The following is a 21,952-nucleotide window of genomic DNA, read 5'->3' on the forward strand; positions in this document are numbered from 1 at the left end:
TCATATAAACTTAAGGAGCTATGATTTATTTATACTACGATTCTAAAACTGGGAATGTGGAACGCTTTATACACAAAGTGATTCAAATTACCGGATGGACTGCTGTTAAAATTCAGGAAGATATGGATATTAATGGACCAGGTCATTTAGTGACCTATACAACCAATTTTGGTAAGGTTCCAGAGAAGACAGAATCTTTTATGAATAGAGCAGGAGAGTTGATCTATTCAGTAACATCTAGTGGGAATCGAAACTGGGGCAGAAATTTTGCCATTGCAGCAGATAAACTTGCAGATAATTTTGAAATTCCTTTGGCCATGAAATTTGAACTTTCTGGCACAATGGAGGATATTAATCAATTTATTGACATCATAAAAAATCAATACTATGATAGCAAACGAGGTAGCGAAAAATTGGATATTGCTTAACAACGAAATCATGATTAAACATGATGACGAGTTTAGCTTGCACAAAGACAAGGAGGCTGTACAGGCCTATTTCCTTGAATATGTAAACAAAAACACTGTGTTTTTTTACAATTTGAAGGAAAAAATAGATTATTTAGTTGAGAACAACTATTACATTGATTTTTATCAATGGTTTACTTTTGAACAGATGGAGGAGGTTTTTAACTTCGTTTATTCGAAAAAATTCCGTTTTCAATCTTTTATGGCTGCCTTTAAATTTTTCCAGAGTTATGCATTGCGCGATGACTCGGGTGAAAAGTTTTTGGAACGCTATGAGGACCGTGTTGTTGCGGTTTCACTTTTCTTAGCCAGAGAATCAGGTGTACAAAAAGCAATTGAGTACGCTGAAATTATGATTAATCAAGAATATCAACCAGCTACCCCGACTTTCTTGAACGCTGGAAAGAAACGTTCCGGTGAATTGGTGTCCTGTTTTCTTGATGAAATTGGAGATAATTTGAATGGTATCGGTTATGCTGTGGATTCTGCCATGAAACTTTCTTCAATTGGCGGAGGGGTATCTTTTAATATCTCTAAAATTCGTGCTCGTGGTGAGGCTATCAAAGGTGTAGACGGTCGCGCAGGAGGTGTCTTACCGATTATGAAAATTATGGAGGATACATTTTCTTATGCCAATCAGTTGGGACAACGTCCTGGAGCTGGCGCCGTGTATCTTAATATTTTTCATGCTGATATTGAAGAGTTTTTGGATTGTAAGAAAATCAATGTCGATGAAAAAGTACGGATTAAATCACTTTCAATAGGTATCATTGTACCGGACAAATTCATGGAATTAGCGGAAAAGGATGAACCATGCTATTTAATTTATCCGCATACGGTGATGCAGGAGTATGGTATCGCTCTGGATGAAGTAGATATGGATTTGATGTACGATGAGTTGATCACCAATCCTAACGTTAAAAAGAAAAAAATTAATGCGCGCCATATGTTGGTGAAAATCGCGCAAACACAAAAAGAATCTGGATACCCTTATATTTTCTTTAAGGAGAACACGAATCGTGCACATGCGTTAAATGGTATTGGCAAGGTGAAATTTTCAAATTTATGTACTGAAATTATGCAGGTTTCTGAGGTTTCAGATATCAACATATATGGTGAAGAGGACACAATTCGTTATGGAATATCATGTAACTTAGGTTCATTGAATATTGCAACAGTAATGGACAATAAGCGGATCAAAGAGACGGTTAAAACAGCAATGAGAGCCTTAACTGTTGTCTCTGATGTGACAGATATTCAAATGGTACCTTCTATTGCAAAAGCGAATCGTGAACTTCATTCAGTGGGACTGGGTGCTATGAATCTTCATGGTTATTTAGCAAAGAGTTTTGTGATGTATGAATCTAATGAAGCTTTGGATTTCGCTAATACTTTCTTCATGATGATGAATTACTATTCGATTGAGGCTTCCATGGAAATCGCAAAAGAGCGCCAAACTACTTTTGTTGGATTTGAAAAATCTGATTATTCAAACGGAAAATATTTCGATAAATATGTAGAACGTGATTATTTACCTAAATCAGATAAGGTAAAAGAAATGTTCGAGGGTGTTTATATTCCTACCCAGGTGGATTGGGAAAATTTGAAAGCTAAGGTGGCTGAACATGGTATTTACCATGCGTACCGATTAGCAATCGCTCCTAACCAATCTACTTCTTATATTATGAACGCGACCGCATCAGTGATGCCAATAGTGGATATCATTGAAGTTAGAGAGTACGGAGATAGTACTACATATTATCCAATGCCTTATTTGACCAATGATAATTACTTCTATTTCAAATCAGCTTATGATATGGATCAAATGAAAGTACTCAAGTTGGTATCCGTTATTCAACGCCATATTGATCAGGGTGTTTCTACGATTTTGCATACAAACTCAAAAGATTCAACACGTGATTTGGCGAAGTATTATATTTATGGTCATAAATTGGGTTTAAAATCTTTGTATTATACACGAACCCGTAAATCAACAATTGAAGAATGTATTTCTTGTTCGGCGTAGTGTTGTAGCAAAAAAAATAAAAATAATAATTTTAGAAGCTGATTTGATTCCGTATTGCACGGAGCTAATTCAGCTTCTTTGACAGATGATATTGACAGATAAATGAGTAAACAATTTACCGCAGTAAACTGGAATACGCCAGACAACGATTATGCGTTGATGTTCTGGGAGCAGAATATTAGACAGTTCTGGATCGATACGGAATATATTCCTTCCAAGGATATTGATAGCTGGAAAGGCTTAAGCTGGGATATGAAAGAATGCTATAAAAAGGCATTAGGAGGTCTTACTCTATTAGATACTCTTCAAAGTCATACAGGCATGCCCAAAATCATTGATCATATAGATTCTTTGCAGAATAAAGCTGTAATGTCTTATATGTGTATGATGGAGGCAATTCATGCTAAATCTTATTCCACCATTTTTACTACAGTTTCTACAACAAATGAAATCAATGATGTATTTGGCTGGGTTTCGGAGAATAAATTTTTGCAATTTAAAGCGGCTACTATTGACAAATATTATCGTGCAATCGATAAAGAAAACGTAAATGATGAAGAGTTATTTATGGCTATGGGTGCGTCTGTTCTATTGGAATCATTCTTGTTTTATTCTGGGTTCTTTTTGCCGCTGTGGTTATGTGGTCAGGGTCAAATGGTTGCCTCTGCCGATATTATCAAAAAGATTATAGCTGATGAATCAATACATGGTGTATTTGTTGGATTGATGGCGCAGGAGGTTTATGCTAAATTACCGAATAAGTCCGAAGTAAAAGAGCGCTTTTTATCCCTGTTAAATGATCTGTATGAGAATGAAATAAAATACACAGAAGAATTATATACTGTTATTGGATTAACAGCTGAGGTTAAAGAATATGTGCGTTACAATGGAAATAAGGCTTTAATGAATTTGGGTTTTGATCCAATTTTTGAGGTTAAACAAGTTAACCCGATTGTATTGAACGGGTTGAACACGGAGACAACACAACACGATTTTTTCTCTAAAAAATCTACTAATTATGAGAAATCCACTGAGATTGTTCATTTAATGAACGATGATTTTATGATGGACGCTTCTGTAGATATCTAAAAATAAAAGGGCCAAATTTTTTTGGCCCTTTTATTTATTCGTTTAAAATTTAGTGGCTATTTGTCCGCTTTCACATCTAATGATAAGCCATACTGACCCCAGTCCAATAAAATTTTTCCTGATTTATTTGCTTCAATTTTTAATCGTTCTTGAACTTTTTGATTGGTTCTATTAGGAACTTCGATTTTTAAAACATCATCTTTTTCATCGTATTTAGTTCCCCATTGATCCCATTTTGAATTAAAAATTATAGTGCTCGACTGTTCTCCAGGAATAGTGTTGAGAGCGTATTTTCCAGCGGCTAATTTTTGACCTTCTATAGTTACGTTTTTATCAAACTCCACAGTAGTCGTCTCGTTTGCTCCAGTCCTCCATCTCTGACCAACTTTGGCAATGTCTACACCTATTTCTCGGCCTTTTAAAGAAGGACTGCTGTAGTGTATTGCTATCCTTACTCCGTCCTCAGTAGTGACGATAGAACTGTCTGCAGGGCTTGCTTTGGGACCCTTTGCTTTGTTTTGGGCGTAGCTAAATAAACAAAGCATACTGAATAAAATTACAATAGTGGTTGTTTTCATGAGTGTCTCCTTTTTAGTTGTGAATTCTATAATAAAACTAAAAATAGGTTAAATTGTTGTTGATTTTTAGAAACTTATGCGTTTTTATTTTTTTTTATTAACTAGGTCGTTTCATTATAGTAAAAAAATAACGGTATGTATTGCATACCGTTAACTACTTATATTAAAATTTTTTTTGATGATTCTGAATTAAACAAGATATTCAAACAATGTTTGATCCTTGTTGATTTCAATGAAATCAAATTTGTAAGATTTCATACGTTCTATCAAGGAGATGTAGTCGCCGGGATCATTTAATTCAATACCAATTAAGGCTGGTCCACGTTCACGTTCTGTTTTTTTTATATATTCAAAACGTGTAATATCATCTTTTGGACCAAGTACCTCGGTTACGAGTAACCTTAAAGCTCCTGGTCGTTGTGGGAAGCGAACTATAAAGTAATGTTTGAACCCCTCATATAATAAAGAAAGTTCTTTTATCTCGCTCATTCGATCAATATCATTGTTTCCTCCCGAAACGATACAGACTATTTTTTTACCTTTAATTTCCTCCTTATGAAATTCTAAAGCAGCGATAGATAATGCTCCTGCAGGTTCCGCTACGATTGCATCTTTATTGTACAATTCTAGGATTGTCGTACAGATCTTACCCTCGGGAATTGATTTTACACTGTCTAATAATTGTGAGCTTATTTCATAGTTTAAGTTTCCAATTTTTTTTACTGCTGCCCCGTCTACAAATTTGTTGATATGTTCCAACTCAATTGGTCCGCCATTATCCAGTGCCGCTTGCATAGAGGGAGCACCTTCTGGTTCAACACCGTAACATTTAACATGTGGAGCATTCTTATACATATGATAACTAACCCCTGATGATAAACCACCACCACCTATTGGAATAAATAGAGCATCTACTTCAGGTAAATCTTCAAGAATCTCTACAGCCACGGTCCCTTGTCCCTCAATGATTTTTAAATCATCAAATGGAGGAATAAAAGTCATGTTATTTTCTAGAGTGTATTGTATTGCTGCTTTTTGGCAATCATCAAAGGTATCTCCAGTAAGTACAATCTCAATATTACCATTTCCCCACATTTCAGTTTGGGTAATTTTTTGGCGCGGGGTAGGGCCAGGCATAAAGATAATCCCTTTAATGTCTAATCTTTTGCATGATAAGGCTACCCCCTGAGCATGGTTTCCTGCACTTGCACAAACCACTCCACGTACTCTTTCATCTGCTGTAAGACTACTTATTTTGTTAAAGGCTCCACGTAATTTATAGGACCGCACAACTTGCAAATCCTCCCTTTTAAGGTAGATATCTGCGCCATATTTTTCCGAGAGATGCAAGTTAAATTGCAACGGTGTTCGCCTGATAACCTCTTTGATTCTATCTTTTGCTTGTATAGAGTCTATTGTTAATGTCGATAGATCCAAACTCATTCTATATCGTTGGTTTAAGTGATTTAGGGCAGTTTTAAGCCCATTTGTTAGTTAGATTTCACCAAATTGAGTAAATCTTCATCTATAATTTCTTTTTTAGCATCAGCCAATATTAAGAAACGCTCATAACATTCTGATAAAGAGTCTTTGTCTAGATGATATCCTAACCGCTCTAGGTGATGTTTTAAAGCATGACGGCCTGATCGTGCTGTTAAAATAATGTCTGCTTCAATTAAACCGACATCCTCTGGACGAATGATCTCATAATTTTCTCGGTGTTTTAGAAAACCGTCTTGATGGATTCCAGAACTATGTGCAAATGCATTGCGACCAACAATAGCTTTGTTGGGTTGTACAGGCATGTTCATCATTTTACTCACTTTTCTAGAGAGATAGGTAAACATTTTGCTATCTATATTCGAAGATAATCCACCAAAAGTTTGATTATGGACTTTTAGTATCATAGCCACCTCTTCCAAGGATGTATTTCCAGCGCGTTCTCCAATTCCATTAATTGTACATTCAACTTGACGGGCTCCATTTTGAACTGCTGCAATTGAATTCGCGGTAGCTAGGCCAAGATCATTATGGCAGTGGGCTGAGATAATAGCTTGATCTATGTTTTTAACATTCTCTTTTAAATACTTGATCTTACTTCCATATTGGTCTGGTAAACAATATCCATTGGTGTCGGGAATGTTAACCACCGTAGCACCAGCATTTATTACGCCTTCAATCATTTGTGCTAAGAAAGCTAAATCTGCACGGCCTGCATCTTCTGCGTAGAACTCAACGTCTTCCACAAATGATTTTGCATGCTTTACCGCAGAAATAGCACGTTCAAGAATCTCTTCTCTGGTGCTGTTAAATTTATATTTAATATGCATATCGGAGGAACCTATACCCGTATGTATACGCGGTCTCTTAGCATATTTCAACGCTTCAGCAGCTACCTCAATATCATTTTTATTGGCCCGAGTAAGCGCGCAGATGATCACATCATTTACGGCCTTTGATAACTCCACAACTGACTGGAAATCGCCAGGACTAGAAACGGGAAACCCGGCTTCAATAACATCAACGCCTAAGCGTTCCAAATCTTTGGCAATTTCGACTTTTTCTGGAGTTGTCAATTGACACCCTGGAACTTGCTCACCATCACGTAAGGTCGTATCGAAAATGTATAAGTGATTAGGATCGTGTAACATATTTTTAAGATTTATGTTTATACCTTGATTAATTCTGCTTTAAAAATTCTATTACTTTTTCACCCATGCGTTGCGTTCCTAAAATTTTATCTATAGGGGTGTCTGCATTGGCAATATCGCCAGTTCTCCAACCTGCCTTTAGCGTTTGGGCAACCGCTGCCGTGATGGCTTTAGCTTCAGCTTGTAGACCGAATGCAATGTCCAGCATTAATGCGGCCGAGAGGATGGAGGCTAATGGATTCGCTTTGTCTTGCCCTGCAATATCGTGAGCTGATCCATGAATAGGTTCAAAGAATCCCGTTCCATCCCCAATGGATGCAGAAGCTAACATACCCATTGACCCTGCTATTTGTGAGGCTTCATCGGTTAATATGTCTCCAAATAAATTGGCTGTTAGCACAACATCAAATTTCTTTGGATTCTTGACCAATTGCATCGCAGCATTATCGATAAACATATGTTCAGTTTCTACATCGGGATAATCTTTAGCAATTTCTTGTACCACCTCTCTCCATAGTCTTGAGGTTTCAAGAACATTGGCCTTATCCACTGAACATAGTTTTTTATTACGAGATTTAGCAGCTTCGTACGCTTTTCTAGCTATTCTTTCTACTTCATACCTGTGATAATTCATCAAATCTGAAGCAAACGTGTTTTCTTGGTTACGTTTTTTTTCTCCAAAATACACATCTCCGGTCAATTCCCGAAAAAATAGGATGTCTGTTCCTTTTAAAACTTCTGGTTTTAAACTAGAGGCATCCAGCAATTCATCAAACAAGAGAATAGGTCTCAGGTTTGCATATAAACCTAATTCTTTACGTATTTTTAATAATCCTTGTTCTGGACGAATTTTAGCACTCGGATCATTGTCGTATTTCGCATGACCGATTGCTCCGAATAAAATAGCATCAGATGTTCTCGCTTTTTGAAGCGTTTCTTCCGGTAATGGATCTCCAGTTTCTTCAATTGCAGTATGACCCATAATTGCTTCCTGAAAAATAAATTCATGATTAAATTTCTCTGCAATTGTATTTAGAACTTGTTTACCCCAAGTTGTAACTTCTTGTCCAATTCCATCTCCTGGAATAATAAGAATGTTCTTCTTCATATATTATAAAACGTTTTCTATTTTATGCTCTAAGGCAATTACTTGACCTTTATTCAATACTATTTTATTCACTAAACATTCAGGCAATTGGCTTTCGTAATGCCCTACGTAGATCAGGGTTTTCCCATGTTGGGAAAGCTCATCCACGACTTGATTGAAATACTTTGCTTGAGAACTATCTAAGCCCTGGCAAGGTTCATCAAGTATTAATAATGGCGGATTTTTAATCATACTTCTAGCCAATAAAGTTAATCTTTGTTTCCCCAACGGAAGCGAGTGCAAAAGCTGATTTTTATGTTCAGTTAGATCGAAATATTCCATGAGTTCTTCAATCTGTTTTTTTTCACTAAACTTAACATCAATAAACCATCCAATACTGTCGTAAAATCCTGAGGCTAAGGTATGCCATACCGTTGCATTTTGGTCGAAATACCAATGCAATTCCGCAGACACCATACCTATCTTTTTTTTAATATCCCAAATGCTTTCACCAGAACCTCGTTTTTTTTCGAATAATTCAATATCTAAACCATAGGATTGAGGATGATCTCCATTTATGATACTTAAAAGAGTCGATTTACCTGAACCATTTGGTCCCGTTAGTAACCATTTCTCTCCATTCTTTATCTCCCAATTAACCTCTTTTAATACTTCCTTATGGCCGTAACGTATCGTAACATCCTTGAGTTTTGCAACTCGTTGATTTTGATCTTTGGGATTTTGCCTTAGGAAGGCAGGAAGTTCCTTTCGTTTTCGGATGGGATCTTGGATCAATTCATCAAATCTGCTCACTGTTTCGAGCTTCCCTTGCACAATATGCGCAAACCTGTTGATGGTCTTCGGTAAATTATTTTCGTTACATATTAGAATTAATTGTCCACCATGCTCAACTAACTCATCTAAGAATTGATTTAATGTAATTCTTGAATCTCTATCTAAACCAGTGTATGGCTCGTCGATAATCAGTAATTTTGGTTTTTGCCATAATCCTTTGAGTAATTGAAGTTTTTTATGTTCACCACTTGACAATTCAATTAATTGAGAATGCAATTGATCTTCAAATCCAAATGCTTTTATTTTATCTTCAATTGTATTGAAGTCTAATTTTTCTTTCTGTGCAAAGGCCATTAACTCCGCTTTAACCGTTAAGGTGTCATGGTCCTGTTGGCGATTGTACCTTTGTTGATAATAGAAATTACGGTCCCCTTCTAAATTGGTAAACTGATACCAATTAGGAATATAAATAGTTTGTGTTGAAGGTGAATAACATTCTCCATACTCAAGCTTTATTCCTGAAATACCTGTTAGACCGCCCGAAATGGCTTTGACCAACGTCGTTTTTCCAGAACCACTTTTACCCCCTAAAATATAATTTTCACCTGGAAAAATTGCCCAAGACAATCCCTTTAATACAGCATGCTGACCGTATGATATGTTAAGATCTACTATCCGGACGAATTCTGGCATTATCTATTTTTTTTCGAAATTTTCTATATCTGATTTATGGTTTATGATATAATCGATATCATCGTATCCGTTAATCAAACATGATTTTTTATATGGATTTATTTCAAAAGAAAACTGATCTTTTGTGTCCAAAAGCGTTATGGTTTGATTTTCTAAATCAACCTCAACCAAGGATTCTGGTTTTGCAAATACTTGATCAAATATTTTTTCTAAGAATTCCTCAGACACTGTGATTGGTAAGACACCATTGTTTAATGCATTTCCTTTGAAGATATCTGCAAAGAATGAGCTCACCACAACATCAAAACCATAGTCTTCGATAGCCCATGCTGCGTGCTCCCTCGAAGATCCACATCCAAAGTTTTTACCGGCTACTAAGATCTTTCCTGAATAAGTTGGGTTATTCATAATGAAATCTTTCTTAGGTTGATCGTTATTATCGTAACGCCAATCACGGAAGAGATTGTTACCAAAGCCTTCACGTGTAGTTGCTTTTAAAAAACGCGCTGGAATGATTTGGTCTGTATCAATATTTTCAATCGGTAGAGGAACTACACGAGAGTTTAGTTTTTCAAATTTTTTCATTGTACTAATTCAATTTTAGAAATCTTAAATTCAGACTAATTGTTGATTTAGGGATTTTTTTATAAAGAGGCGTGAACGTCCCACAATCGCATGGTCATCGATTTTGCCTGTTGAAGAATCCAAGTCTCATAATCTTGGATAGCATCTACTCTTATTTCTTCCTTTAAATAACCTTCTTCTACCATCTGTCTGGAACCTGCTACCTTTGACCACACTGCTAATTTCTCCTTTTGATCAGCTAAATAGTGTTCATCAGCAACATGGGACTCGATTTGAGTAAATCCATGGTTGGATAATATACTTGGTAGGTCTTTGCCTATTGCATTATTCATACCTGCTTCTTGCCTCCAATGAAGAAAGGTTTGATAAAACTGTTGCATGCTTTGCGGAATTTCAGGTACCCATTGAATGGCCGTATGGTCATAGTCTAGAATGGATATTTTACCTTCTGGGTTTAGCCAGCTTTTGACTTTCGTTAAAACCTGGTCTATCGTGCTGACCCATTGAAAGGTTCTGGCAGAAATAATTAAATCAAATTTTTCTGCCGGACAATATTCCAACACATCGAGATGAATTAATTCCAGATTCTTTATATCATTGAATAATTCTTTTCCCTGTAAAATAAAGCTTTCGGTATTGTCAATGCCAATGACATGTCCTTGGGGTCCAACCGCTATAGCGATATCCTTACTTATAGACCCTGTTCCACAACCGATGTCTAAAACGCGTAATCCAGATTTTAGTAGAGGCAAAAGTGTCCGGTAGTCGATTGTCAAACTTCGTTGATTAAATATACCTTCTGCATTTTGGTCTTTACGATGGATTATTTTATTTTTTAACATAGTTGGTTGGATAACATCTTTAAACGAGTTCTCTTATATCTACAATTTTTCCAGTTACAGCAGCTGCGGCGGCAGTCAATGGACTGACTAGCATGGTGCGAGCATCCGGTCCTTGTCTTCCTTCGAAATTTCTATTGGATGTGGATACACAGTATTTTCCCGCAGGTATTTTATCTTCATTCATTCCAAGGCATGCTGAGCATCCTGGCTCACGAAGAATAAAACCCGCTTCTTCAAAGACTTTATCTATACCCTCAATCTTAGCCTGGGCTTCAACTTGTTTGGATCCGGGTACAATCCAAACCTCAACATTTTCAGCCTTATGTTTTCCTTTAACAAACGCTGCAACTTCACGTAAGTCTTCAATTCTTGAGTTTGTACAACTTCCGATGAACACATAATCAACGGGCTTTCCAATTAAAGGATCTCCGTCATTAAAGCCCATGTAATTTAGTGCTTTCTGATAGGAAGGTTGTTCGCTTTCCGCTTGAGAGGATGTGGTTGGTATATTTTGGGTAATTCCAATTCCCATTCCTGGATTTGTGCCATAGGTGATCATGGGTTGAATATCAGCTGCATTAAAGGTTAAAACAGCATCAAACTCTGCATCATCATCTGAATACAATGTTTTCCAGTAAGCAAGAGATTGATCCCACTGCTCGCCCTTTGGTGCAAACTGGCGACCTTGGATATAGTCAAAAGTTGTTTGATCAGGTGCGATTAAACCGCCTCGAGCCCCCATCTCAATGCTCATATTGCAAATAGTCATTCTCCCTTCCATACTTAATGCTCTAATAGCAGAACCGGCGTATTCCACAAAATATCCTGTACCTCCGGCAGCAGATATTTTAGAGATAATGTAGAGGATAATATCTTTGGCTCCTACACCTTTTTGTACATCTCCATCAACTTCAATCTTCATGGTTTTCGGTTTCTGAAGCAAGAGACATTGCGTAGCAAATACCTGTTCTACTTGGGAGGTGCCAATGCCGAAAGCAATTGTACCGAAAGCGCCGTGTGTTGAAGTGTGGCTATCGCCACAAACCATGGTTTTACCTGGAAGAGTAATTCCAAGTTCTGGACCAATTACATGTACTATACCTTGATAAGGATGGCCTAAACCGTATAACTCGATTCCAAACTCTTTACAGTTTTTACTGAGCATATCCACTTGGTAGCGGGATAATTCTTCTTTTATGGGTAAATGCTGGTTCAATGTTGGGACATTATGATCAGCTGTTGCCACGGTTTGATTTGGTCGGAATACAGGCAGTCCTCTTTTGCGTAATCCATCAAATGCTTGTGGGGAAGTCACCTCATGAATTAGGTGGGTATCAATATATAGCATATCCGGAAATCCTTCTTCTTCCTTGACCAGATGTGCATCCCAAATTTTTTCTACTAACGTTTTTCCCATTTTTCTATAATACTCTTATCGGTTTGTAATATTAAATGGGGTAAAATATAAAATTCATATTTTTACCCCTAAATAAGCCAACTAATTTACGAAAAATTAAATTGTTTTGATGGCCTTCATCGCTGTCATTGCTTTACGCAATTTTCTTCCAACCACTTCAACAGGATGATTACGTAATACCTCGTTGATCTGAACTAATTTAACGTTATCAACACGACCATCTTTCCCCTGACTAAAATTCTTTCCAACAACATCTGTGTCTATCTTTTTCATGAAATCAGCTAAAAGTGGCTTACACGCCTGATCAAATAGGTAGCAACCGTATTCTGCTGTATCAGAAATTACACGATTCATTTCAAATAATTTCTTACGAGCTATCGTATTTGCAATAAGCGGGGTTTCATGTAAGGATTCATAATACGCTGATTCTGGTTTAATGCCAGCCTCTACCATAGTCTCGAATGCTAACTCAACACCTGCTCTAACAAAAGCAGACATTAACACATAATTATCGAAATATTCTTGCTCTTCTATTTTAACATCGCCTGCCGGAGTTTTTTCGAATGCGGTTTCGCCTGTTTCTGCTCTCCATTTTAATAAATTGGCATCTGCATTTGCCCAATCTTCCATCATTGTTTTACTGAATTCACCAGACATAATGTCGTCCTGATGTTTTTGGAATAATGGACGCATAATATCTTTTAATTCTTCAGACAATTCGAACGCTTTTACCTTAGCTGTATTGCTTAAGCGATCGAGCATACCGCTAACTCCTCCGTGTTTTAAGGCTTCCGTGATTACCTCAACTCCGTATTGTACCAATTTAGACGCATAGCCCGGATCAATACCTTTTTCTACCATTTTATCAAATGAAAGAATCGAGCCTGTTTGTAATAAACCACATAGAATGGTTTGCTCACCCATCAAGTCAGATTTTACTTCCGCTACAAAAGAAGATTTAAGTACACCTGCATGATGACCACCTGTGCCAACACAATATGCTTTTGCTTCAGCCCAACCCTTTCCTTGTGGATCATTTTCAGGGTGAACTGCGATTAATGTAGGAACACCGAAACCTCTTAAATATTCAGCCCGAACTTCAGATCCTGGACATTTAGGGGCAACCATGATTACTGTAATATCAGGACGTATCTGCATACCTTCCTCGACAATATTAAATCCATGAGAATAGGACAAGGTTGCGCCTTCTTTCATCAATGGCATGACCGCATTGATTACGTTTGTATGTTGTTTATCTGGGGTCAAATTGATTACAAGATCTGCAGAAGGAATTAATTCTTCATAGGTCCCAACGGTGAAATTGTTATCCGTTGTATTTTTCCATGAATCTCTTTTTTGTTCAATAGCCTCTTTTCGCAATGCATATGATACATCTAGTCCGCTGTCTCTTAGATTTAAACCTTGGTTTAATCCCTGCGCACCGGCACCTACGATTACGATCTTTTTACCTTTTAAAGCATTTACTCCATCAGAGAATTCTGATGAGTTCATAAATTCTGCTACACCTAATTGGTTTAATTGCTCTCTTAGAGGTAATGTGTTGAAATAATTTGCCATTGTTTTACTTATTAAAATATTTTTCAGTTCTGAGTATGTTTTTATTTGTTAATTATGCGATTTTGCGCCATTGCATAGCCAAAGTGTAGATTATCATGCCCTACACAGGCTGATAATACATCTTCAATGCTATTGAGTTGGTTACCAAAGGTTGATGTACCAAAAGGTGTGATGTTTTTTAATTTTCCAGCTAAGTAATCGGCCTCTATCAGCGGGATAGTCTCTAAAGCTAGAATTTTTAATTCATCAATTTCGTTTTGATCCACAAAATAACTTGGTTTTGAGCCTTTTGCATATGCATCTGCATATTTTATTACCGATGTATCTGGCCGAATTCCTGTACGCACATAACAAAGGATCTGCGTACTCACCACAATATGCCCAAAGTTCCAAATGATGTTGTTGTTGAAACCATCAGGAATTTCATTTAATTGTGTTAAGCTTAATTCATCAATTAGTTTGATAAATGCTTTCCTTGAATCCAGCGTAAACTTAAATATATGATTCATTGTAAATTTTTATAGATTAAATTTTACCTACCTGAAATGCCTTGCCCTTACATGGTAAAGACCCTGTCCTGTTGATCTAAAAATTCATTTTCAACAGTGTCCTGAGAGGGCTCGTTAATTTCAAATTGTTTTAGTTTGGTATGGAATCCCGCACTATCCTTAATGATTGCAATTCTTGCACCTCGTACGAATTCAATAAGATTATATTTTCCCAATTCGGAGGTTAGACGGTCAATTTCTTCTCGGTGACCTGCTGTTTCAAAAACAATATAATCGTTCCGGATCACGACCACGTTTGCTCCATATTGACGTAATAATCGTTCTACATATGCTTTCTCCGCAATCATGTTAGCCGGTACTTTGTACAAGGCCTGTTCTTGCCAGATCAGTTCATCATTCGTGTTGAAATACGCTTTTAACACTTCTACTTGTTTTTCAATCTGACGACAAAGTTTACGTGCAACCTCCTCAGATTCGCTGATCAAGATCGTAAAACGATGTATACCGTCTACCTCCGAGGGGGAGGTGTTCAAGCTCTCGATGTTTATTTTACGTCTTGAAAATATTCCGGATATTCGGCCTATCATACCGATCGAATTTTCAGTATACAGCGTGATGGTATATTCTCTTTTTTCCATTTTTACTTCAGTCTAATTTCAGAAACGCTAGTTCCTTGTGCTACCATTGGGAAAACATTGTTTTCTTTACCTACCATTACTTCTAATAAGTAAGCACCATCATAATCTAACATGGTTTTTAATGCATTTTTCAAATCTTTGCGATCAGAAATTTTATTCCCTTCTATATAATACCCTTTGGCTACGGCCACAAAGTCTGGACTGGTAATATTAACAAATGAATACCGTCGGTCATTGAACAATTGTTGCCATTGACGAACCATTCCTAGGAATTCATTGTTTAAGATTAATATTTTAACCTTCGCACCAAACTGCATAATTGTCCCTAGTTCTTGGATGGTCATCTGAATTCCTCCGTCTCCTATTATCGCGACAATATCCCGTTCAGGTGATCCGTACCAAGCTCCGATAGCCGCTGGTAAACCAAAACCCATAGTTCCTAGACCTCCTGAGGTTACGCTTGATTTGGAGCTGTTGAATTTTCCATATCGGCAAGTTACCATTTGGTGTTGACCTACGTCGGTTACTAGGACTGCATTTCCTTCGGTTAATTCATTCAAAACCTTTATGACCTCACCCATTGTTAAAATATCAGAAGTAGGATTTAGTTCCTCTTGAATAACTTCTTTTATTTCTTCTTTTTCGAGTTCACGGAATTTTTCAAGCCAAGCTCGGTGATCATTGCTTTGGATCAATGAGGTTAGTAGCGGGAGGGTTTCTTTACAATCACCCCAAACCGGAACTTCTGCTTTTACATTTTTATCAATCTCGGCAGGGTCAATGTCTAAATGGACAACTCTCGCTTGTTTAGCGTATTTGTCTAATCGACCAGTTACTCGGTCATCAAAACGCATTCCAATAGCGATCAATACATCACATTCGTTGGTCATTACGTTTGGAGCATAATTGCCATGCATCCCCAACATTCCAACATGTAAAGGATGGTCTGTGGGCAGAGCACTTAAGCCCATAACCGTTGTGGCCGATGGAAAACCTCCTTTTTCAATGAACGCTTTAAATTCGGTTTCGGCTTTACCTAAGATGATTCCCTGACCAAAAAGAACAAATGGTTTTTTGGCTTCGTTGATTAATTGAGCCGCTTGATGAATATATTCATTTCTGACAATAGGGGCAGGTCTATAACTACGAATATGATTACAGGTTTCATATCCTAAGTAATCAAATATTTGCAATTGTGCATTCTTGGTTATGTCGATCAAGACTGGACCTGGACGACCCGTTTTAGCGATATAAAAAGCCTTAGCAAGTACACTTGGAATTTCTGATGCATCGGTGACCTGATAATTCCATTTGGTTATTGGAGTTGTGATATTAATCACATCTGTTTCCTGGAAGGCATCTGTTCCCAATAGAGAGGCGAAGACTTGTCCTGTGATACAAACAATTGGGTTACTATCAATCATGGCGTCTGCTAAACCTGTTACCAAATTTGTAGCACCTGGACCACTGGTAGCAAAGGCTACACCTACTTTTCCAGATGTGCGTGCAAACCCTTGTGCAGCATGAACTCCTCCTTGTTCGTGGCGGACCAGGATATGTTGCAGCTTGTCATTGTAGTCATACAAGGCGTCGTAAATGGGCATAATTGCACCTCCTGGGTATCCGAATACGGTTTCTACTCCTTCATGGATTAAGGCTTCCAATACAGCTTGGGACCCACTAATTTGTGTGTTCGCGGCTATAGTTTTGGATTCTTGAGTTTCCGTTTTTTCAAGTGTACTCATAATATATTCTTTTTTTCGACTTTAGAATTTAAAAGGTGTGTTGCTAACACTTTACTTCATGCATTCAAAGGTCTTTTTTTTTCAATTTTTTAATCATTATCCCACAGGCTTTCCGGCTTGGGGTTTATTCTCTTTTTACAAATCAGTCACACAACCTTGAGAGGCATCTGCAACGGATTTTGCATATTTATATAAAACACCTTTGGTGACTTTTAAGGCTGGTTGTTTCCAATTAGCACGTCTTCTTTCTATCTCTTGCTCAGAAATCTTTAGGTTAATGCTGTTGTTAACGGCATCAATTTCAATGATGTCATCATCAAATACGAGTCCGATTAGACCTCCTTGATAGGCCTCAGGAGTTATATGACCAACCACAAAACCATGTGTACCACCCGAAAATCTTCCGTCAGTGATTAAGGCAACAGATGTTCCCAAACCAGCTCCAATGATCAAAGATGTAGGTTTAAGCATCTCTGGCATGCCTGGAGCACCTTTTGGTCCTTCATTTTTAATCACGACAACATCGCCTGGCTTGATTCGTCCACTTTCTAAACCTCTTACTAAATCATGTTCTCCATCAAAAACTCGTGCCGGTCCGGTGAATTTTTCACCTTCTTTTCCTGAGATTTTGGCGACAGAACCGAGTTCTGCTAAGTTTCCATAAAGAATCTGAAGGTGCCCTGTGGCTTTAATGGGTTCGCTCAATGGCTTTATAATCGGCTGGTTATATTCGATGATTGATTTTACCCCCTCTAAATTTTGTGCAATAGTTTTTCCAGTAACGGTTAAACAATCTCCATGAAGTAAACCTTCGTCCAATAAATATTTCATCACAGCAGGTATACCACCGTATTGATGAAGATCCTGCATAAGGTATTTTCCTGAAGGTTTAAAATCTGCTAAAACTGGAGTTTCGTCAGACATTCTTTGAAAATCATCTTGGGTAATTTCAATATCTACAGATTTACCCATGGCGATGAAATGCAAGACAGCGTTGGTTGAGCCTCCCAATATGACAATAATACGAATCGCATTTTCAAATGCTTTGCGCGTCATAATGTCAGAAGGTTTAATGTCCTTTTCTAATAAAATACGCATGTATTTGCCTGCTTCAAGGCATTCATTCATTTTTTCTTCTGAAGTGGCTGGGTTGGAAGATGAATACGGTAAGCTCATCCCCATTGCCTCAATAGCCGATGCCATTGTATTTGCCGTGTACATTCCTCCACACGCTCCCGCGCCGGGACATGTGTGACGGATTACGCCATCATAATCCTCATCTGAAATGGTTCCCGCAATTTTTTTACCCAAAGCTTCAAAAGCTGAAACAATGTTTAACTCTTCACCTTTGTAGTGACCTGGGGCAATAGTTCCCCCATAGATCATAATAGCTGGTCTATTTAATCTACCCATAGCCATAATCGCTCCTGGCATGTTTTTGTCACATCCTGGGATGGCGACCACACCATCATAATATTGGCCCCCACAAATAGTTTCTATACTATCGGCTATAACATCTCTGGAAACTAAAGAGTAGCGCATGCCGTCTGTTCCATTACTCATTCCATCACTTACCCCGATCGTACCAAAGGTTAATCCAACTAGATCGTTATTCCAAATACCTTTTTTGACGACCTGTGCTAAATCATTTAAATGCATATTACAGGTATTCCCGTCGTAACCCATACTGGCAATACCGACCTGCGCCTTGTCCATATCGGCGTCAGTTAACCCAATCCCATATAACATGGCCTTGGCTGCCGGTTGTGTTTTGTCTTGTGTAAAGATTCGGCTGTACTTGTTGATTCCTTTTTGGTTGTCAGATGATGACTTCATAATTCTCTTGCTCTAATACTAAGTTTTTATATTTTCGTTGAATTGATGAACCGAGGCAGTCTTCCCATTCCTCTGCAAAGATTACATCGTCTACTTGTTTTATTCCAATTATTTCGGCTGCGGTACCACACAAAAAGGCACTGTCCGCTTCATAAATATCCTTTACTGTTAAGTGTTTTTCAATAATCTCAAAATTCAAGCTTTTACAGATTTCAATGACCGTTTCTCTACTAATTCCAGGAAAGATGTTTCCTAAAGGAGCTGTGAATAATTTGTGATCTTTTTCTATAAACAGATTTTCACTGGAAGCCTGCGCAACATATCCGTTTTGATCCATTAATAAAGCCTCATCAAAGCCTTGTTTTATGGCATCACTAGTGGCCAAGATAGAATTGATATATTGACCAGAAACCTTGGCGTCCGTAGGAAAAGACTTTGGATTAGGCCGCTGGATTTTGGAAATGTTAACACGCACTAAGTTTTGACCTAAATAGGGTCCCCATTCCCAAGCGGCAATCATCAAATTCGATGAGTTTGAGGTTGTCAAATGCATATTTGCTCCTGAATAAATTAACGGACGAATGTAGGCTGCTCGAAGATTGTTGATCTCTAAAAGTTCATATGTCTTCTCAATGAGGTAACGATTATCCCATTGATAAGGAAGCCCAATTGCCTTGCATGAATTCTTTAAACGCTCAAAATGTTCTTCTGCCTTGAAGATTCTGGTCCCATTATGAGTACTGTATGCGCGTAACCCTTCGAACGCTCCATAACCGTAATGTAAAGACTGTCCAAATAGGTCAACCCCTGCATCGTTTGCCTTGACAAACTCAGTGTTCAAATAAATCAAAGTGTCTTGATTGTAATACTGCATAATCCTTTTTTGAAATCCCTTACATTCTACATCTTCAAAATCGTTACAAACGAGCTTGTGTTTATTACAATTGTAAGTTAGCTTGAATAAAAATTCTTTACAATAGGCAAAGAGAGAATTTTAATAAAGTTTTTTATATTGCATATAATGTTTATTTAGAATTTTATTTTACTAAATTTTAAATATGTGTATTTTAATTTTGTTGTCTGTAGACTAGAATTAAAATTGGTATATTTTTTCATTTTTGAATTTTTTCAACTTTTGACGATAATTCTTCCTGAAATGACAAAAATCAAGAACAAACTGCAAAAAAATAGCCCTTAAAACGTGAAGTCTTAAGGGCTACTTTATTTTTATTTTTTTAACTATTGCTCTGCAATTCCTTCTGCTAAAATAATGATATTGTTTTCCTTTACCTCGACCACACCACCTTTAATAATAATGGTGTTTTCCTGGCTACCATTTTTAATAATGACTTTGCCATCTTCTAGCGTTGACACAATAGCTGCGTGATCTTTCAAAATTTGAAAGGACCCCGCTGAACCTGGAACAGTAACAGCAGTTACTGGACCTTCGAATGCTAATTTGTCTGGAGTTATTATTGTTAAATTCATACTTATATTAGTATATACAATTTTATACTGCTTCTGCTAATAGTTTTTTACCTTTTTCAATTGCTTCCTCAATACCACCTACTAGGTTGAATGCTGCCTCAGGATATTGATCCACTTCACCGTCGATAATCATGTTGAAACCTTTTATGGTATCTTTAATGTCTACCAGACAACCTTTTAGACCCGTGAATTGTTCGGCCACATGGAAAGGTTGGGATAGAAAACGTTGAACTCGACGTGCTCTTTGTACAGTTAATTTATCTTCTTCAGAGAGTTCATCCATACCTAAGATCGCTATGATGTCCTGAAGTTCTTTATAACGTTGTAAAATTTCTTTTACGCGTTGAGCTGTATTGTAATGCTCATCTCCTAAAACGGTTGGAGAAAGGATACGTGAGGTAGAATCTAATGGATCAACCGCAGGATAAATACCTAACTCTGAGATTTTACGAGATAATACCGTTGTTGCGTCTAAGTGAGCAAATGTTGTTGCAGGTGCAGGGTCAGTTAAATCATCTGCAGGAACGTAAACGGCCTGTACAGAGGTGATTGATCCGTTCTTAGTGGACGTAATCCGCTCTTGCATCAAGCCCATTTCTGTCGCTAATGTAGGTTGATATCCTACAGCTGAAGGCATACGACCTAATAATGCCGATACCTCAGAACCTGCTTGTGTGAAACGGAAAATGTTATCGATGAAGAATAAGATATCACGACCTTGACCTTCGCCATCTCCATCACGGAAATATTCGGCAATTGTAAGACCAGATAGTGCAACACGAGCACGAGCACCCGGAGGCTCATTCATCTGACCGAAAACGAAAGTACATTTGGATTCTTTCATTAACTCCAGGTCAACAGAATCTAAAGGCCATTGACCTTTTTCCATCTCTTCCATGAAATGATCACCATATTTGATAATGCCTGACTCCAACATTTCACGAAGTAAGTCATTACCTTCACGAGTACGTTCACCAACACCCGCGAATACGGAAAGTCCACCATGACCTTTTGCAATGTTGTTAATCAATTCCTGAATCAATACTGTTTTACCTACTCCAGCACCTCCGAATAATCCAATCTTACCACCTTTTGAATAAGGTTCTAATAAGTCGATTACTTTGATACCTGTAAAAAGTACTTCTGATTCAGTTGATAAATCTTCAAATTTTGGTGGAACGTTATGTATAGAACGACCGTTAGACTTGTCTAAAGCTTTTAAACCGTCAATTGGATCACCAACAACGTTGAATACACGACCTTTGATTTCTTCGCCAACAGGCATTTTTATTGGTGCTCCAGTATCAAACACTTTCATACCACGAACTAATCCTTCGGTTGCATCCATTGCAATTGTTCGAACTCGTTCTTCACCTAAATGCTGTTGTACTTCTAATACAACTCGCTGTCCATTTTCTTTTTCAATGTACAAAGCGTCGTAAATCTTAGGAAGATTTTCATTGTCGGCAAAGTTGACGTCAACTACAGGGCCGATAATTTGCGCTATTTTACCAATATTGGGCATGTTATAGGGACTAAAATTTATTAATCAATTTAAAAACAGATTATTTACATCCGTATTTTGGAATGCAAAAATAAGTTTTATCTCCTTAAAACCAAAAGGGATATGCATATTTAATTTTATTTTTTTTTTTGGTATCCTATTTTATAATTTAAAGCGATTAAAATCTAACCTTAAGAGGCTGTTTATTATGACTTAATAATCCATTGGAAATCACTTTTAAGCATTTAATAAAATTAAATTGCCCTATCAAGTTTGGTAAAATGTCCATCCAAATGAATACCGGGTCCGATTAATTTCTTTGTTGAGTTTTCCCCTTGTGTAACTATTTCTTTTTCTTTTTTACCTCTAGATAAATTTTCGTTTTTTTTGCTTGCATTTCAATGCTTCTACGGATGTTGTTATA

Annotated in this window: 19 protein-coding genes; 3 read left to right on the plus strand and 16 right to left on the minus strand. The window is 37.4% G+C overall.

Annotated elements, in window-relative coordinates:
* The first annotated feature begins 20 nt into the window (after positions 1 to 20).
* From nrdI to nrdF, 3 genes are all read left to right on the plus strand, one after another.
* Positions 21 to 428 carry a class Ib ribonucleoside-diphosphate reductase assembly flavoprotein NrdI gene (nrdI, locus tag AC6CHH_RS06950; protein WP_498281157.1) on the plus strand — a complete coding sequence of 136 codons (408 nt, stop codon included), beginning with the start codon at positions 21 to 23 and terminating at the stop codon, positions 426 to 428.
* The gene (gene nrdE / locus AC6CHH_RS06955) at positions 388 to 2,493 is read left to right on the plus strand and encodes a class 1b ribonucleoside-diphosphate reductase subunit alpha (protein WP_498281159.1); all 2,106 of its coding nucleotides are present in this window, start codon (positions 388 to 390) and stop codon (positions 2,491 to 2,493) included. Before nrdI ends, nrdE begins: the two co-directional genes overlap by 41 nt.
* A gap of 102 nt (positions 2,494 to 2,595) precedes the next feature.
* Positions 2,596 to 3,582: a class 1b ribonucleoside-diphosphate reductase subunit beta gene (gene nrdF, locus AC6CHH_RS06960; RefSeq protein ID WP_498281161.1), complete on the plus strand. Its 987-nt coding sequence runs from the start codon at positions 2,596 to 2,598 to the stop codon at positions 3,580 to 3,582.
* Between the two features lie 56 nt (positions 3,583 to 3,638).
* Here nrdF and AC6CHH_RS06965 read toward each other — a convergent pair whose 3' ends face one another.
* The 16 genes from AC6CHH_RS06965 to atpD all read right to left on the minus strand — a co-directional run bounded on the left by AC6CHH_RS06965 (position 3,639) and on the right by atpD (position 21,549).
* A complete protein-coding gene (locus tag AC6CHH_RS06965; RefSeq protein WP_498281163.1) occupies positions 3,639 to 4,160 on the minus strand; it encodes a DUF2911 domain-containing protein in 522 nt (173 codons plus the stop codon).
* Positions 4,161 to 4,349: 189 nt separating this feature from the next.
* Complete coding sequence (ilvA, locus tag AC6CHH_RS06970) at positions 4,350 to 5,603, minus strand: threonine ammonia-lyase IlvA (protein ID WP_498281165.1); 1,254 nt, start codon at positions 5,601 to 5,603, stop codon at positions 4,350 to 4,352.
* Between the two features lie 47 nt (positions 5,604 to 5,650).
* Positions 5,651 to 6,811 carry a 2-isopropylmalate synthase gene (locus AC6CHH_RS06975; protein ID WP_498281167.1) on the minus strand — a complete coding sequence of 387 codons (1,161 nt, stop codon included), beginning with the start codon at positions 6,809 to 6,811 and terminating at the stop codon, positions 5,651 to 5,653.
* 28 nt (positions 6,812 to 6,839) lie between these two features.
* The gene (gene leuB, locus AC6CHH_RS06980) at positions 6,840 to 7,919 is read right to left on the minus strand and encodes a 3-isopropylmalate dehydrogenase (RefSeq protein WP_498281169.1); all 1,080 of its coding nucleotides are present in this window, start codon (positions 7,917 to 7,919) and stop codon (positions 6,840 to 6,842) included.
* Between the two features lie 3 nt (positions 7,920 to 7,922).
* Positions 7,923 to 9,386, minus strand: coding sequence for an ATP-binding cassette domain-containing protein (locus tag AC6CHH_RS06985; protein ID WP_498281172.1), 1,464 nt, complete (start codon positions 9,384 to 9,386; stop codon positions 7,923 to 7,925).
* A 3-nt stretch (positions 9,387 to 9,389) separates the two neighbouring features.
* Positions 9,390 to 9,971 (minus strand): 3-isopropylmalate dehydratase small subunit, encoded by a 582-nt coding sequence (gene leuD / locus AC6CHH_RS06990; RefSeq protein WP_498281174.1) that lies wholly within the window; start codon positions 9,969 to 9,971, stop codon positions 9,390 to 9,392.
* Between the two features lie 59 nt (positions 9,972 to 10,030).
* The gene (locus tag AC6CHH_RS06995) at positions 10,031 to 10,813 is read right to left on the minus strand and encodes a methyltransferase domain-containing protein (protein ID WP_498281176.1); all 783 of its coding nucleotides are present in this window, start codon (positions 10,811 to 10,813) and stop codon (positions 10,031 to 10,033) included.
* Between the two features lie 19 nt (positions 10,814 to 10,832).
* Positions 10,833 to 12,230, minus strand: coding sequence for a 3-isopropylmalate dehydratase large subunit (gene leuC / locus AC6CHH_RS07000; RefSeq protein WP_498281179.1), 1,398 nt, complete (start codon positions 12,228 to 12,230; stop codon positions 10,833 to 10,835).
* Between the two features lie 96 nt (positions 12,231 to 12,326).
* Complete coding sequence (gene ilvC / locus AC6CHH_RS07005; RefSeq protein ID WP_498281181.1) at positions 12,327 to 13,808, minus strand: ketol-acid reductoisomerase; 1,482 nt, start codon at positions 13,806 to 13,808, stop codon at positions 12,327 to 12,329.
* A gap of 41 nt (positions 13,809 to 13,849) precedes the next feature.
* Complete coding sequence (locus AC6CHH_RS07010) at positions 13,850 to 14,317, minus strand: DinB family protein (protein WP_498281183.1); 468 nt, start codon at positions 14,315 to 14,317, stop codon at positions 13,850 to 13,852.
* A gap of 47 nt (positions 14,318 to 14,364) precedes the next feature.
* A complete protein-coding gene (gene ilvN, locus AC6CHH_RS07015; protein WP_498281186.1) occupies positions 14,365 to 14,955 on the minus strand; it encodes an acetolactate synthase small subunit in 591 nt (196 codons plus the stop codon).
* Between the two features lie 2 nt (positions 14,956 to 14,957).
* Complete coding sequence (gene ilvB / locus AC6CHH_RS07020; RefSeq protein WP_498281189.1) at positions 14,958 to 16,700, minus strand: biosynthetic-type acetolactate synthase large subunit; 1,743 nt, start codon at positions 16,698 to 16,700, stop codon at positions 14,958 to 14,960.
* A gap of 135 nt (positions 16,701 to 16,835) precedes the next feature.
* Positions 16,836 to 18,536, minus strand: a complete 1,701-nt coding sequence (gene ilvD / locus AC6CHH_RS07025) for a dihydroxy-acid dehydratase (RefSeq protein ID WP_498281191.1) — start codon at positions 18,534 to 18,536, stop codon at positions 16,836 to 16,838.
* Entirely contained in the window at positions 18,520 to 19,410 is an 891-nt protein-coding gene (locus AC6CHH_RS07030) for a branched-chain amino acid transaminase (protein WP_498281193.1), read from the minus strand. The genes ilvD and AC6CHH_RS07030 overlap by 17 nt, the downstream gene beginning before the upstream one ends.
* Positions 19,411 to 19,775: 365 nt before the next feature.
* Complete coding sequence (gene atpC, locus AC6CHH_RS07035) at positions 19,776 to 20,024, minus strand: ATP synthase F1 subunit epsilon (protein WP_498281195.1); 249 nt, start codon at positions 20,022 to 20,024, stop codon at positions 19,776 to 19,778.
* Positions 20,025 to 20,046: 22 nt separating this feature from the next.
* Positions 20,047 to 21,549, minus strand: coding sequence for a F0F1 ATP synthase subunit beta (atpD, locus tag AC6CHH_RS07040; protein WP_498281197.1), 1,503 nt, complete (start codon positions 21,547 to 21,549; stop codon positions 20,047 to 20,049).
* Positions 21,550 to 21,952 lie beyond the last annotated feature (403 nt).

Source organism: Sphingobacterium sp. GQ94 (genome assembly GCF_059758715.1).

What these genes read in the sequence shown, in the direction of transcription:
- AC6CHH_RS06995 (WP_498281176.1), bottom strand. Translation starts at nt 10,813, where the DNA reads ATGTTAAAAAATAAAATAATCCATCGTAAAGACCAAAATGCAGAAGGT.
- nrdE (WP_498281159.1), top strand. Translation starts at nt 388, where the DNA reads ATGATAGCAAACGAGGTAGCGAAAAATTGGATATTGCTTAACAACGAA.
- ilvA (WP_498281165.1), bottom strand. Translation starts at nt 5,603, where the DNA reads ATGAGTTTGGATCTATCGACATTAACAATAGACTCTATACAAGCAAAA.
- leuB (WP_498281169.1), bottom strand. Translation starts at nt 7,919, where the DNA reads ATGAAGAAGAACATTCTTATTATTCCAGGAGATGGAATTGGACAAGAA.
- AC6CHH_RS06965 (WP_498281163.1), bottom strand. Translation starts at nt 4,160, where the DNA reads ATGAAAACAACCACTATTGTAATTTTATTCAGTATGCTTTGTTTATTT.
- nrdI (WP_498281157.1), top strand. Translation starts at nt 21, where the DNA reads ATGATTTATTTATACTACGATTCTAAAACTGGGAATGTGGAACGCTTT.
- ilvN (WP_498281186.1), bottom strand. Translation starts at nt 14,955, where the DNA reads ATGGAAAAAAGAGAATATACCATCACGCTGTATACTGAAAATTCGATC.
- leuC (WP_498281179.1), bottom strand. Translation starts at nt 12,230, where the DNA reads ATGGGAAAAACGTTAGTAGAAAAAATTTGGGATGCACATCTGGTCAAG.
- AC6CHH_RS06975 (WP_498281167.1), bottom strand. Translation starts at nt 6,811, where the DNA reads ATGTTACACGATCCTAATCACTTATACATTTTCGATACGACCTTACGT.
- nrdF (WP_498281161.1), top strand. Translation starts at nt 2,596, where the DNA reads ATGAGTAAACAATTTACCGCAGTAAACTGGAATACGCCAGACAACGAT.
- leuD (WP_498281174.1), bottom strand. Translation starts at nt 9,971, where the DNA reads ATGAAAAAATTTGAAAAACTAAACTCTCGTGTAGTTCCTCTACCGATT.
- AC6CHH_RS07010 (WP_498281183.1), bottom strand. Translation starts at nt 14,317, where the DNA reads ATGAATCATATATTTAAGTTTACGCTGGATTCAAGGAAAGCATTTATC.
- ilvC (WP_498281181.1), bottom strand. Translation starts at nt 13,808, where the DNA reads ATGGCAAATTATTTCAACACATTACCTCTAAGAGAGCAATTAAACCAA.
- AC6CHH_RS06985 (WP_498281172.1), bottom strand. Translation starts at nt 9,386, where the DNA reads ATGCCAGAATTCGTCCGGATAGTAGATCTTAACATATCATACGGTCAG.
- atpD (WP_498281197.1), bottom strand. Translation starts at nt 21,549, where the DNA reads ATGCCCAATATTGGTAAAATAGCGCAAATTATCGGCCCTGTAGTTGAC.
- ilvD (WP_498281191.1), bottom strand. Translation starts at nt 18,536, where the DNA reads ATGAAGTCATCATCTGACAACCAAAAAGGAATCAACAAGTACAGCCGA.
- atpC (WP_498281195.1), bottom strand. Translation starts at nt 20,024, where the DNA reads ATGAATTTAACAATAATAACTCCAGACAAATTAGCATTCGAAGGTCCA.
- ilvB (WP_498281189.1), bottom strand. Translation starts at nt 16,700, where the DNA reads ATGAGTACACTTGAAAAAACGGAAACTCAAGAATCCAAAACTATAGCC.
- AC6CHH_RS07030 (WP_498281193.1), bottom strand. Translation starts at nt 19,410, where the DNA reads ATGCAGTATTACAATCAAGACACTTTGATTTATTTGAACACTGAGTTT.